Source organism: Emticicia sp. MM, from assembly GCF_001649495.1.
In genome coordinates this window covers 1-13,486 of the sequence record NZ_LXHX01000037.1, presented here as the reverse complement: position 1 = coordinate 13,486, position 13,486 = coordinate 1, and the positions used below count along the sequence as shown (strand labels likewise).

Annotated in this window: 10 protein-coding genes; 6 read left to right on the top strand and 4 right to left on the bottom strand. The window is 33.3% G+C overall.

Annotation, left to right across the window (positions count from 1 at the left end):
- Window positions 1-97 precede the first annotated feature (97 nt).
- Window positions 98-430: a septum formation initiator family protein gene (locus A6M55_RS05400; RefSeq protein ID WP_015030319.1), complete on the top strand. Its 333-nt coding sequence runs from the start codon at window positions 98-100 to the stop codon at window positions 428-430.
- A 75-nt stretch (window positions 431-505) separates the two neighbouring features.
- On the opposite strand, the gene A6M55_RS05395 is transcribed toward A6M55_RS05400, so the two are convergent.
- The gene (locus A6M55_RS05395) at window positions 506-826 is read right to left on the bottom strand and encodes a c-type cytochrome (protein WP_015030318.1); all 321 of its coding nucleotides are present in this window, start codon (window positions 824-826) and stop codon (window positions 506-508) included.
- Between the two features lie 359 nt (window positions 827-1,185).
- Between A6M55_RS05395 and A6M55_RS05390 the strand changes: the two genes are divergently transcribed.
- From A6M55_RS05390 to A6M55_RS05380, 3 genes are read left to right on the top strand one after another with little or no spacing between them, the layout of a single operon-like run.
- A complete protein-coding gene (locus A6M55_RS05390; RefSeq protein WP_064196829.1) occupies window positions 1,186-3,267 on the top strand; it encodes an OmpA family protein in 2,082 nt (693 codons plus the stop codon).
- 47 nt (window positions 3,268-3,314) lie between these two features.
- The gene (locus A6M55_RS05385) at window positions 3,315-5,003 is read left to right on the top strand and encodes a hypothetical protein (RefSeq protein ID WP_064196828.1); all 1,689 of its coding nucleotides are present in this window, start codon (window positions 3,315-3,317) and stop codon (window positions 5,001-5,003) included.
- Between the two features lie 58 nt (window positions 5,004-5,061).
- Window positions 5,062-6,162, top strand: coding sequence for an acyltransferase (locus A6M55_RS05380; RefSeq protein WP_064196827.1), 1,101 nt, complete (start codon window positions 5,062-5,064; stop codon window positions 6,160-6,162).
- Window positions 6,163-6,169: 7 nt separating this feature from the next.
- On the opposite strand, the gene A6M55_RS05375 is transcribed toward A6M55_RS05380, so the two are convergent.
- Both A6M55_RS05375 and A6M55_RS05370 read right to left on the bottom strand, forming a co-directional pair.
- Window positions 6,170-7,429 carry a T9SS type A sorting domain-containing protein gene (locus A6M55_RS05375; RefSeq protein WP_015030314.1) on the bottom strand — a complete coding sequence of 420 codons (1,260 nt, stop codon included), beginning with the start codon at window positions 7,427-7,429 and terminating at the stop codon, window positions 6,170-6,172.
- Between the two features lie 294 nt (window positions 7,430-7,723).
- Window positions 7,724-8,266 (bottom strand): SPOR domain-containing protein, encoded by a 543-nt coding sequence (locus A6M55_RS05370; protein ID WP_015030313.1) that lies wholly within the window; start codon window positions 8,264-8,266, stop codon window positions 7,724-7,726.
- Between the two features lie 196 nt (window positions 8,267-8,462).
- Here A6M55_RS05370 and A6M55_RS05365 point away from each other — a divergent pair, with 196 nt between their 5' ends.
- A complete protein-coding gene (locus A6M55_RS05365) occupies window positions 8,463-10,427 on the top strand; it encodes an alpha-1,4-glucan--maltose-1-phosphate maltosyltransferase (RefSeq protein ID WP_064196826.1) in 1,965 nt (654 codons plus the stop codon).
- A gap of 107 nt (window positions 10,428-10,534) precedes the next feature.
- Here A6M55_RS05365 and A6M55_RS05360 read toward each other — a convergent pair whose 3' ends face one another.
- Complete coding sequence (locus A6M55_RS05360) at window positions 10,535-12,340, bottom strand: 3-coathanger stack domain-containing protein (protein ID WP_064196825.1); 1,806 nt, start codon at window positions 12,338-12,340, stop codon at window positions 10,535-10,537.
- 90 nt (window positions 12,341-12,430) lie between these two features.
- Here A6M55_RS05360 and A6M55_RS05355 point away from each other — a divergent pair, with 90 nt between their 5' ends.
- Window positions 12,431-13,423, top strand: coding sequence for a phosphotransferase (locus tag A6M55_RS05355; RefSeq protein ID WP_064196844.1), 993 nt, complete (start codon window positions 12,431-12,433; stop codon window positions 13,421-13,423).
- Window positions 13,424-13,486 lie beyond the last annotated feature (63 nt).

Genomic DNA, 13,486 nt, shown 5'->3' with positions numbered 1-13,486 from the left:
TAACAACTTCTTGACCAAACAAAAGTCTGTCAAACTATTGGCAGACTTTTTTGTTTTTGCTACTTTTGACATCCAATCGTGCTTAAAATTATAAAATATGAGAATTTATATCCCAAGATTTATACATAAATACCGCTTTTATGTAGTCACCTTAGTTGGTTTACTTTTATGGATAGCTTTTTTTGATGGTAGCAATTTAATTGCTCAATTCAGACTTTGGCAGAAACTCTCGGAGCTGGAAGAGCAACAAGAATATTATGTAGAAGAATTAAAAAAAGTAAAAAAAGAAGAGCATGAAGTAATGGGAAATCAAAGTTCGATGGAGAAGTTTGCCCGTGAGCAATACCTCATGAAAAAAAGCGGTGAAACCGTTTTTGTAATTGTAGATGAAGATAATAAGTCTATTGAAAAAGAAAACGAAGAAGAATAGTAGTATAAATACTTAAATGATAAAAGCCTCTGTTGATGAATCAGCAGAGGCTTTTATTATAATCTTAGACCACAATTACTTCAATGAAGAAATCCATTTAGCGATTTTCATTGCTTCATCTTTTGGAACATTTGGTAATGCCGCCATCGGAGGATAACCTTCCCAGTTAGATGGTTTTGGTTTGTAAATTAATTCTACAATTTGTTCAGGCTTATATTTTTTCTTTTTCATTACCTCAACATAAGCAGGGCCAACCAAACGAGTATCAACTTTATGACAAGCCAAACAAGTATTTTTTTGTAATAACTTTTCTACATCTGGTGGAATTTTTGTCTGTGCTTTTGATACTGATGCAATACCTAGTACAACCGCAACGGTTAGGAATGATTTTTTCATTGGACTATGAGCTTTTTAAAATTTAATTAATCGGACCGGCTATGCGGTCGTAACCCGAATTATTCCGCTAAATTCGTAAACAAAACGTTAGAATGAAAGTTTTTGTTGAAATTTTAGAAGATTATTTTGTTAACAAAAAGTTAAATTAAAATTTCATTTGATAAAAGTCACAATCAATGTTCATAATCATCTCTAAATGAATAAATTAAGAACCCAAATTATTATTTTTTATAGAACTTAAACATAAATCCATACTTGTAAACGTTAGAATCTTTGATGCTGCCATAAAATTGACTACTTTCGTTGTTGACGAATAATTTTAGCCCCATAATAATATCACCTAGTGAATATCAATAAAAATGATTTTTACTTTTCAAAGCACATATTCAATACAAGCTGTTATTACCACTTTTTATAAATTTGGGTTAGTAATATTTTTACTTATTGGACAATGCGTACAAGCCCAACCAAAAGTTCAGTGGGCAAGTAAAGTATTAGCTTTTTCATCCGAAAGAGTTGATGCCAATAGTCCAGGGCCAAAATACAGAGCCATTCAAGTAATTGGTTCGCCCAATAAACTACCCCAAACTGGCGAAAGTGCCTGTGCGTGGTCGCCTGCTGGAGCGGATACTTACGCTGAAGAATTTATTAAAGTAGGTTTTGAAACCCCCACAAAAATAAAACAAATTTGTATTGGTGAAAACTTTAATGCAGGCTCTGTAGTAAGAGTTTTAGCCTATGATTCGCTTGACAAAGAATATATTCTTCACGAAAATAAAGAAGATGGTCTTGTTGGAAAGGGAAGAATGTGGAACATCATCATTCCTCAAACTGAGTTTAAAGTTTTTGCAATCAAACTCATTTTAGCACCAGCTAAGGTATCAGGGTATAACCAAATAGATGCCATTGGCATATCAGAAATTGAACTTCCTTTTGAGGCAAAAATAAATCACGCTAAAGATATTCCCAAAGACGTTACCAAAGAAAACTTGGGAAGAACAATAAATACTCAAAAAAGAGAAGTTGCCCCAATCATTACTCCTGATGGTAAAACCCTTTTCTTTACGAGAGAAGGACATGACATGAACATCGGAAAAACTAAAAGACAAGATGTGTGGGTATCTAAGATCTTACCTGATGGAACATGGGGAGAAGCGGAAAATATTGGCAGCCCAATTAATACCGACGAACATAATGCGGTTTCTACCATTTCGGCCGATGGTAAAACTATTTACTTAGTCAATGTTTATATGCCCGATGGCACTTACCGACCGGGTTTATCAAAATCTAAAAGAAATAAATTAGGCTGGGATTTTCCTAAAGAAGAACGCATTAATGATTACTATAATTTGAATAGTTATACAGAGTTTACAATTGCCCCAAATGGGAAGGTTTTGATAATGGCTTGTCAAAGAAAAGATAGCAAGGGTGATAAAGATTTGTACGTCTCATTTCTAAATAACGATGGAATTTGGTCAAAGCCAGTTAATCTTGGTGCTACAATAAATACGGCTGAAAATGAAAGTACGCCATTCATTGCAGCAGATGGAAGAACGATATATTTTTCAACGGCTGGATTTCCGGGTTATGGCGATAGTGATATATTTCTTAGCAGAAGACTCGATAGCACTTGGACCAAATGGAGCGAACCAGAAAATATTGGAAATCTTATAAATACACCTAAATGGGACGGCTACTTCACCATTCCAGCTTCTGGTGAATTTGCGTATTTAAGTTCAGAGGAACGTTCAATTGGTGCTGAAGATATATTTAGAATTCGCCTTTTCCCTTCTATTAAGCCAGAACCTGTAGCCATTATTTCAGGCACGGTGGTTAATGCATTCGACAAAAGACCAATCGCTGCCAATGTAATGATGGAGGTATTAAATGATAGCTTAAACAAAGAAACAATTGTAGCCGAATTTAATCCTGATACTGGTGAATATAAAATGGTCGTGCCATTGAAGAAATCTTATAGTTTAAATGCCTCAAAAAAAGGCTTTGTAAGCATCAGTGAAAGCCTTGACTTAACAAAAGAACGTCGTTTCAGGGAAATAAAGAAGAATATTAACTTAATCCCCGTAAAAGAAGGGCAAACAATGATATTGAATAATTTATTCTTTGAGCAAAGCAAATATGATATTTTACCCGAATCTTACTCAGAACTAAATAGAATAATTGAGTTAATGAAAGAATACCAATCTATGCAGGTAATTATTGAAGGACATACAGACGGAAGTGGAGATGATATTATGCTCAATGTAAAATTATCACAAAATAGAGCTAACGAGGTAAAAAAATATTTGGTTGAGAATGGCCATATAGACCCAGCAAGAATTCAAACTAAGGGTTGGGGACAGTCGAAACCAATCGCCAGCAATTCAACCGAAGAAACACGAAAAAAGAATCGCAGAGTAGAATTTACGATTTTAAAATTATAGTTTTTACAATTTTCTTCAATCAACAAAACCACGAATAATTCTATAAAGTGTTTAAGTTTACTATAAAAAATACTCTTTCAGCAATTCTCATTTTTATACCCGTAATATTACTGGGTATAGTTTTCCAAAAATATGCGGTAAATATTCCACATTGGGATGATTTTGCCATTAGGAATACGCTTGCCAAAATGCTCGAAACAGATGTTTTGTCTGAAAAATTCAAATTGCTTTTTTCACAACACAACGAGCATCGAATCTTACTTACACGCATCACAGCTTGGTTTACTTATTTCTTATTTGGGACTTTAAACCTCAAGGTTTTGATGCTTGGTGGAATCCTATCATTACTTGGCATTCTTGTACTTTTTTATGATTTATCAAAAAAATACAATCAATCAATACAAAGTTTTATTCCAGTTGTATTGATTCTTTTGAATTTTAGCCTTTATGAAAATATCTTTTGGGGAATGGCTTCCATTCAGAACTTTGGTGTAATTTTCATCACAATTTTAGTTTTCTATTTACTCACATTTTCAGTTGAAAACAAGCATAAAAAATATTTCCAATGGTCAATTTTGATGTGTTTTATTGGTGTATTCACCAGCAGTAATGGCATTATTATTCCAATAGTTGGAGCCTTAGTTTTACTTATTCAGCAAAGAAAAAAGCATTTATTTGTTTGGATAATAGCATCCATAATTATTCTAATCAGCTTTTTTTATGGTTTTGAGAAAAGTCCTGATAATGTACTAAAAACAGATTTAACAAATTTCAAGCTATTGGGAAAAGGACTTTTCGTTACACTCGGAAGTTCCATCGATGCCTCTTTCTTTTCCAAGAATATTCAGCTAGACCTATCAATGGCAGTAGGGTTATTTTTCATTCTATTTATGATTTTATTTGCCTATCAAGTTGTCTTCAAAAAATACGATTTGAATATCCGAAACAATGATTTATTCCTATTGGCTTGTTTAGCGTTTGTAGGGATAACATCAGTAGGTATAGTTGTTGCCCGTTCATCATACGGAATAGAAACATTAGCTACAAGTAAGTACAAAATTTATTCAACTATCACTCTGATAATTTTCTACTTGGTAGCAATCAATAACATTGGAGAAAAAATCAAATCGAAATTTATTCAGGTGGCAATTTTTGGGGCTATTGTATTTAATTTTTATAGTTTTATCGCCAATTATTCTTCTATAAAATATTTATACCAAGAAAGACTAACCGACCAATTTAAACAACAATATAGCGATAAATCATACCCCAAAGCTGGTATAATGCGTATTTTACAAGAACCCACTAAAGCCTTTTATGATAAACTAATTGACAATTTAGGGGTAGAAAAAGATTCTTCAAATCGTATTAAATACACCATCGAAGAAAAAAACAATGCCTTTGAATTAGTAATTCCTCAAAATGGATTACCAATTGATTTAAGTAAGCCAGAATCAGGCTTTTATGTGATAATAAAATCTAAAGAAAGGATTTATATTTATCCAAGTTATTTGAAAGCATTTGGAAAAAAAGCCTACCTCGAACAAACGTTTTTACTTAATAATCAGCTCAAAATTGATAACTTTACGGCTGTAATTGAAAAATCTTACATTGAATCTGGTAAATACCATATTGGGCTGATTAAGTCAGAGAAAGGTTTAAACAGTATTTATTGGACAAATCAAAATATTGCTATTCAATCAATTAACAAAGTTCGTCCTAAACAAAATTGGTAATTGATTTATCAAAAAAATGAGGTAATTACCTCATAATTTTACTCTTTATTGAATTATAATGACACAAAGCACTTCGAATACATCCTATTTAAAGCAATTAGATGGACTGAGATTTTTGGCAGTAACAATGGTTTTGGTTGACCATTGGTCGGGCGATATGCTTCAATTTCCCATAAGTTATTTAGGAGTTTGTATGTTTTTTGTTTTGAGTGGATTTCTGATTACAAGAATTTTATTGCAATCAAAACAAAAAGATGAGGAAACTGGTGGCAAGCATAATAAATCAATCAAAAAGTTCTTTATTCGTAGAACCATTCGCATCTTTCCTATTTACTATCTCACAATTTTGGTGCTTTTTTTATTAAATATTGAACCAGTAAGAGAAAAAATATGGTGGTATCTAACCTATTCTACCAATATTTATATTGCGATTAAACAAACTTGGTTAGGTTCAAGCGACCATCTTTGGTCATTAGCTGTTGAAGAACAATTTTACTTGTTTTTCCCTTTTATAGTCTTTTTTATTTCTTCAAAAATACTACCTAAAGTTCTCTGGGGCTTTATATTCTTGTCAGTTGGGCTTCGTTTGTTTTTCTATTTGAATGAAACTGCTTGGATGACTCCCTACGTACTTACGCCAACTTGTTTGGATGCTTTTGGAATGGGCGGTTTGCTTGCATATTTCTATTTCCATAAAAGTGAAAAACTGAAGCAAATTATTACCAATAAAATTTGGTTAATGATAAGCTTGCTATTATACATTGGAATTGTAATTTGGGGCAAGCAATTTCCTGAGGGTCATAATATCATTACGGTAGTTTTTTTGAGACTTTTTGAATCGCTATTTTCATTGTTTTTTGTCGGAAATGCAGTATATGGTTTTGAAGGAACAACCAAGAAAATCCTTGAAAATCGAGCATTTGTATATATAGGCCGAATCAGTTACGGGATTTATATCTACCATAAGTTTATTTATAATCATTACCACAATTCACCAGCCAACCCTGTAGTTAAATTATTAAATAAACTGCCATTGATTGAGCAAAATATGACCTTGAAAATTATTTTCTTGTATTTAATTACAATTGCGGTAGCAACAGTTTCTTGGTATATTATCGAAAAACCGATTAATAATCTCAAAGAGAAATTTAACTATTAGCTTCAAATCATTTAATGATTTTTCTAACCGTTTTTTTCTCGCCATCTAAAACTTGTAGAAAATAGAGGCCTGCCTCGTAATTACTTAAATCAATTTGAAAAGTTTCAACATTGACATTTTGTTTTTCTATTTCTTGTAGGATTCTCCCATTTTGATTAAATAAATCAATCTTAATCGTCCGAGCTTGAGCTTGATTAGGAATAGCTACATTCAATAAATTCTCTACTGGATTAGGGAATACTAAAATCTCAAAAATATTTTCAGGAAGCGACTCAGTTCCCGTCACTAAACCAGTCAAACCATTTACCTGCCATCCAATAGTATATAAACAATTAAGTAACAAATCACCAGGAGTATGATTCACTTCGGCAGCACGTACATTGGGGGTCATTAATGAATTTGCCGAACCTACTGGATAAGTACCTTCGTCAAAGTGCGAAAAACTTGAACCGCTTTTGAAAGTGGCAGGTGCATAAAGCCTCGGTAAACTATTGGCCAACGCAGAATTCTTCACACCAAAGTAAAGAACATTACTAGTTAAAGCAGTTTTTAAATCAGTTGAGGGATTCCCATAAATCCCAGTATTAGTTAGATTTACTTTTTTTGAATCTTTCATATAGACATCAAAAATATAAGCACTTCCTAATTGCCCATATTGCCCTTGCGTATCATTATTAATTACGGTCATTGAAGAAGAGAAGCCCAAACCATGAGAAATTTCGTGCAAAAGCACTGTGACCATATCAAATTTTCCAGCAACAACCTGTGCATTAGTAAGATATGACCAATTGATATTCGCATTCAATGATATGAACATATCGTAATCTCCTGCGTTTAAATCTTTTCCAGAAAGTGCCTCAGCTAATGGCGTGGGATACCAAACATTTGCATAAGGTAAGTTAGGGGTAGAAGAACTGAGCTTATAAACACGAGCAGCATAAGTTTCAGCAAGCACATTATTAGCTAAACTTTTAGACCAAGTAGCCTTGATTCTGATTGTTTGTGAAGAAACTAAGTATTTCTCCCAAAGAGAGATGGCATATTCAAAAGGGACTTTTGCTTGTTCAGGAAAATCAATGTAGGTGACTTCAATATTAGAGGTAGCTGCTAATCTACTTTTGGCAAAAGTAGCATTATCAGGCAATACTTGTGTAAAACTATTCTCAGGGTTAAAATAACATACTACTGGTATCGCAGGCATTGAATCTTGTGCAATAGTTGACAACTCAATGAAGATTAGTATAGTAAGTGTTAAGAAAACCCTCATAATAAAATGATTACAATAAGTAAATATTTTAATTGTAAGACGAAAAACTTCATTGAAAGATTGCATAAAACTAAAAAAACTCTCCTAAATAAAGGAGAGTTTGGTTGTTCTTGAATGGTATTAAAACCATCGAATGAATGAAAATAATCTATCCTGACAAATTTTTTGAATCCTTAAAATGACTTTTAGTCTCAATTCTTCTTTTGTTTCTTTAGCATTTACTTTTTTCAAATAAACTGTAAAGTAATTTACATATTCCAAAAAGTATGCCAAGGAAAAGTAGTTATAAAACGCTTATCTAAACTCTTTTACAAATGGAGAATAACCTAAAGCAAGGAAATTACGTTGTTTTTCTCGAGCTGATTCATTGGTTTTCAGCAAACCAAAATAAACTTTGTAATAAGTTTTTTCAGGATTATTCACTGTATAAATAAATAATTGTCTTTTTTCGGCATCTCCTTTTTTTACAATTTTCAAAGCATATTCTTTTGCCAAACTTAGGTCTGAAAAAGAAGCTAATTGTAGAGCATAACCAATTAAATCTCTTTTTTCTTTAACATAAATAAAATTGTCATCAACAATTTTTGGTTTGTCAACTCCAATTTCTTTCGTAATTTTTGTCAAATCATGACTAAATTCTTCTATTTCGATTGCCGGAGTCAAACTACTAATTTTTGAAGCTTCAGCATAGCTTGTTTCTTCATTAGTAGAATTAACCATTAGAATCTTACCAGAATTATCTACAAATAGAACTTCGTGGCCTTGATTACCAAAACTTGCCAATGAAAACCCTAAATTAACGAGTGTGAGAATTAGAGATAACAGAACTTTTTTCATGTATTTTTAAATTTGTATTTGAATAATTGAGTGCAAACTCCGTGCTAGACTTGTTTCTTAGCAGAAAAAAAATGAAATTTGAAGAATAATTCTTTAACCTATTTGATGAACTGTTTACTTCAAATTAAGACTTTGTGGGTCTTTATTAATTTAATGGCTAAAAAAAGCATCTTAACTTGAATATCTACTTTGATTTATGAAGAACCACATTCCCTTCCCTGCATTAGGACAAAGCAGGGCTATCGTTGAACGAGTTACTCCTGAAATTGATGGCGGCCGCTTTGCAGTAAAAGCAATTATCAATGAACTTATTACGGTTGAGGCAGATATTATTATTGATGGACATGACCACTTAGCAGCAAGATTGATGTATAAGCATGAGTCTGAAAAAGAATGGAGTGAAGTGGTCATGCATAGCATGGGTAATGACCGTTGGGTTGGACGCTTTGTTACAAGTAAGCAAGGTTTTTATGCTTACACTGTTGAAGCATGGGTCGACCACATTGCTAGCTGGCAACATGAAGTTGACCTAAAAGTACGTGATGGACAACATCTGAAAGTGGAGCTTATGCAAGGTGAGCTTTTTTTGAAAGGAATGGCGAAATTGGCCAAAGGTGATGATAAAAAAGCAATTCAAGAAGCAGCTAAAATAATGGCCAATGAGAGTAGATATAACGAAGCTATTCAAATTGCTATGAGCGACCAAATGCACGAGTGGCTTACAAAATACCCAGAACGCCAATCTGCATATAGATACAAAGAGCTTAAACTTTATGTTGACCGTGAAAAAGCTGGTTTCTCAGCTTGGTATTCACTTTTCCCTCGTTCGGCAGCTCGTGAAGTTGGTAAACACGGAACATTTAAAGATGTTGAGGCACTACTACCAAGAATTGCCGAAATGGGTTTCGATGTCCTCTACATCCCTCCTATTCATCCAATCGGAAAAACTAATCGTAAAGGAAAAAATAACACCGTCAACGCTGAAGAAGGAGATTCGGGCGTGCCTTATGGCATTGGTTCGGAAGAAGGTGGTCATACGGCTATTCACTCAGAACTTGGTACTTTAGACGACTTTAAGCATTTAGTACAAGCGTGTTTGAAATTCGATATAGAAATTGCGATGGATTTAGCCATTCAGTGTTCGCCTGACCACCCGTGGGTTAAAGAACATCCAGATTGGTTTAAGATTTTACCTGATGGTAGCATTAAATATGCTGAAAATCCACCAAAAAAATACCAAGATATTTACCCTGTAAATTTTGAAACTGAAGATTGGCAAAATCTTTGGCAAGAATTAAAATCGGTAATTATGACTTGGGCAGAATGGGGTGTCAGAATCATCAGAGTTGATAATCCACACACTAAATCGTTTTGTTTTTGGGAATGGGTTATTGCTGAAGTCAAAAAGGATTATCCTGATATGATTTTCTTAGCAGAGGCCTTCACAAAACCCAAAGTCATGCAACAATTGGCGAAATTAGGTTATACACAATCATATACTTATTATGTATGGCGAACGAGCAAGGCTGAAATCATTGAGTATATGACAGAACTAACGAAGGGGGAAATGAGACATTATTTCCGTCCAAATTTCTGGCCAAATACACATGATATAAACCCATATATGCTACAAGGAGGGCACGAGCCATTGTTCTTGATTCGCTACTTTATGGCGGCTACATTAGTTGGAAATTATGGTATTTTTGGTCCATCTTATGAGTATTTGTATCACGCCCCATATCCAAATAAAGAAGAATACGCTTTTTCAGAAAAATACGAAATTAAATGGTGGAATTGGGAGCATAGAAATAAACTCACTTATATTATTTCACAAGTTAACCGAATTAGAAAAGAAAATACCGCATTCAGAAATACCAATAATTTAGATTTTTGTTCCATTGATAACGAGCAAATATTAGCATACTTGAAAACAGCCTCCGATGGCAATCGTATCTTGTGTGTTGCAAGCTTAGATGGTTATAATCGCCAAGGTGGGCTTGTAAAAATTCCGCTTTGGAAAATTGGTAAAAACGAGTGGGAAAGTTATCGTGTTCATGACTTGCTTACTGGAGCAACATATATTTGGAAAGGAGACACCAACTACGTCGAGCTTGACCCTCAAATTCTACCGTTCCATCTTTTTAGAATCGAAGATATTTAAGCGAATTTAGCAGGAAATCTCACCCATTGCTTTCAGTTAAAACTGACGGCAATGGGTGGGGTCTCTTATTAATTTAAATTCAAACAAAATTAGAATCATTATCCAAGTTAATCATTACATCCACCAATAGTAGCATTTATAATCGTCCCAAACTCAGCTTGGAAACCTGCATTCAGTAGAATACTCCCTCCTGCCCTTAGACTTACATTTGCACCTGATATTATCTGATTACTAGCATTTATCTTTCCCATTGCATGAAATCTTTTATTTTCTGCACTAATGGTATCGTATAAATTTCTTTCAAACCATGTCACATTCATTGTAAAAGTCTTCGTTTTTTGAACACTTTTTTCAGTACAAGTAGCTGAATAAACTTCAGATTCAGAAATATTATTCAATTGAAAGCTTTTTCTATTTAAACCATTCGACCAATTTATTTCTCCATCACAACCTTCAGCAACTAATGTAAAATTGTAAAAGGGTATCACACAAGCTGGACTTTCCAAAGCATTAAATGAGGTTTTTACCACCCAAAAATCAACTTCACCCTTTGAATTATCAGTTTTATCACTCATGATATCTGAATTAGAATTTCCAATAAATACAAATCCAAGGTCATCTGATGGCAATAAAAATTGTTGACCCCAAAAATATAAATTGCCCGTTCCAATTCGCTTATCCCAATATTTTATTCCATCTTCATTGATGGCACATACCCATAAATCCGTATCACCTCTGTAGCCCTCTGAAATATCTCCTCCAATATTTGAAATTGTATTTCCTGCTAATAAATATTTCCCATCTATGGTTTTGTAGATCGAAGGAATACCTTCACTCCCATATCCGCCATATCTTTTATCCCATAATTTGTTGCCATTCCTGTCTATTTTTAATAACCAAAAGTCGTTATAACCAATTGCAGGAGCAGCCATATCACCGTCTTGGAAAGTATTATCGGCCAAACTACTTATGAAAATATTTCCATCATCAGTTTTTACCAAAGACGGAAACCTTTCACTACCTGTACTACCATATTTTTTATCCCACAAAATACCTCCACTATTATTCATTTTTACTAACCAAATATCATTATCTCCTCTATTCGGCGAGTTTATATCTCCACCCGTTCCAGCTAAATATGAGTTTAATCCAACATAAATATCACCATTTTCAAATTGTAACAGACTAACAATACTTTCGTATTTACTTCCACCTATTGTTTTATCCCACAATTGATTACCAAGTGAATCAATTTTCACTAACCAACCATCAAAGCCTGTTCGTAAATTTTCAGTCTTTTCACCACCATTATTAGAATCTGACTCACCACCTAATAAAAACCCACCATCAATCGTCGGAATCATCATATTTAAGAAATCATTTCCGTTTCCGCCAAATCTTTTATCCCACAATTTATTACCATCTGCATCTATTCGTAATACCCAGTAATCAATTGAAAGCCCTCCATTTGGGTATCGATGTGCATCTTGAGATTTATCGCCACCTTGTAATGAGTTCGAAGTACCACCAATAAGAAAACCGCCATCTAAGCATTTTACAATTGCCTTTGCTCCATCAGCCCCTGCTCCGCCGTAAGATTTATCCCAAGTCTTAATACCATTTTTATCTATTTTAACTACCCAAAAATCAGAACCACCATTGTTTGAGGACATTTTATTACCAGAAATACCTGAACTTGTATTTCCAGCCATCATATACCCTCCATCTATCGTTTTTTCAATGCAATAGGCATAATCATCCGAATTTCCACCAAAAGTGTTATCCCACTTCTTACTAGGCCCAGTACCACCAAGATTATTAGGGTACAATTTAATTTGGAAATTATCTTGAGCAATGCAAAAGTTAATTGTAGTTAAAAGTAAAAAAATGAAAGCTTGTAGGAGTTTATTCATGTAAATCTATTTGTTATGCTTTATTTTGTATTCATTGACCTTGACAGGTTATGATACTCAATGGTTGTAAAACTAATTATTTTTTTTCCAATGCCTACATTTCCAGTTATCAGTTCAAATCTTTCTCCATATCATTTATCTTTATTTGTGCGGGAAAAATATAATCTAAGTAATCATTCAACTTGTGTTTTATTGAAAGCAGGCATCAATCATACTTATTTAATTAAAGATGGGGAATTAAAATTAACATTTAGGGTATATAGCTATAATTGGAGAACAGAAAGCGAAATTTTGGAGGAAATAAAGTTACTAAATCTTTTAAAAAGCAATGGTATTTCTATTTCTTACCCGATACTAGATATTTCAGACAAATACCTACAAACTATTGAAGCTCCTGAGGGAAAGCGATTTGCTTTGATGCTTTCTTATGCCGAAGGAGAAAAACTTTTAAATTATGCCGAAGAATTACATTTTGAGGTTGGCGTATTAATGGCCAAAATACATCAAACAAGCATAAATATTTCCTTAAAACGCATTGATTATCATGCACAAAGCCTCATAGGTAAAATCTTTGATTACCTTCCCACTTTCCTCTCAGAAAATTCGGAAGAAATGAATTTTATGCGTTCGACACAAGCTTATTTATGGAAAGAATTTGATAAAATAGATGATTCACAATTAAGAAAAGGTGCGGTTCATTTGGATATTTGGTTTGATAATTTGAATATTTCAAGAAATGGAGAAATAACAATTTTCGATTTTGATTTTTGTGGAAATGGGTGGCTTTGTTTAGATATTGCCTATTATGTATTACAACTCTACAGCACAGAAAAAGATATATCCATTTGCGAATCAAAAGTAAAAAGCTTTTTAGCTGGTTATGAAACAATTACACCAATTTCAGCCGAAGAGCAAAGAATTTTGCCAATGCTTGGTATTAGTCTTTACTTTTTCTACTTAACCATTCAATGTCAAAGATTTGATAATTGGTCTAATACTTTTTTAAACGAAATGTATCTTAAGCGATTTATTAATTTACTAATTAAACGATATTTCGATTTGAATACCTCAAGCATTGATTAGTTTTTGGCTTATTCAAAACATTTACTACTTTTATCCTAAAAGCATCTAATACATGGCAAAACT

What these genes read in the sequence shown, in the direction of transcription:
- A6M55_RS05400 (WP_015030319.1), top strand. Translation starts at nt 98, where the DNA reads ATGAGAATTTATATCCCAAGATTTATACATAAATACCGCTTTTATGTA.
- A6M55_RS05395 (WP_015030318.1), bottom strand. Translation starts at nt 826, where the DNA reads ATGAAAAAATCATTCCTAACCGTTGCGGTTGTACTAGGTATTGCATCA.
- A6M55_RS05390 (WP_064196829.1), top strand. Translation starts at nt 1,186, where the DNA reads ATGATTTTTACTTTTCAAAGCACATATTCAATACAAGCTGTTATTACC.
- A6M55_RS05380 (WP_064196827.1), top strand. Translation starts at nt 5,062, where the DNA reads ATGACACAAAGCACTTCGAATACATCCTATTTAAAGCAATTAGATGGA.
- A6M55_RS05375 (WP_015030314.1), bottom strand. Translation starts at nt 7,429, where the DNA reads ATGAGGGTTTTCTTAACACTTACTATACTAATCTTCATTGAGTTGTCA.
- A6M55_RS05370 (WP_015030313.1), bottom strand. Translation starts at nt 8,266, where the DNA reads ATGAAAAAAGTTCTGTTATCTCTAATTCTCACACTCGTTAATTTAGGG.
- A6M55_RS05365 (WP_064196826.1), top strand. Translation starts at nt 8,463, where the DNA reads ATGAAGAACCACATTCCCTTCCCTGCATTAGGACAAAGCAGGGCTATC.
- A6M55_RS05360 (WP_064196825.1), bottom strand. Translation starts at nt 12,340, where the DNA reads ATGAATAAACTCCTACAAGCTTTCATTTTTTTACTTTTAACTACAATT.
- A6M55_RS05355 (WP_064196844.1), top strand. Translation starts at nt 12,431, where the DNA reads ATGCCTACATTTCCAGTTATCAGTTCAAATCTTTCTCCATATCATTTA.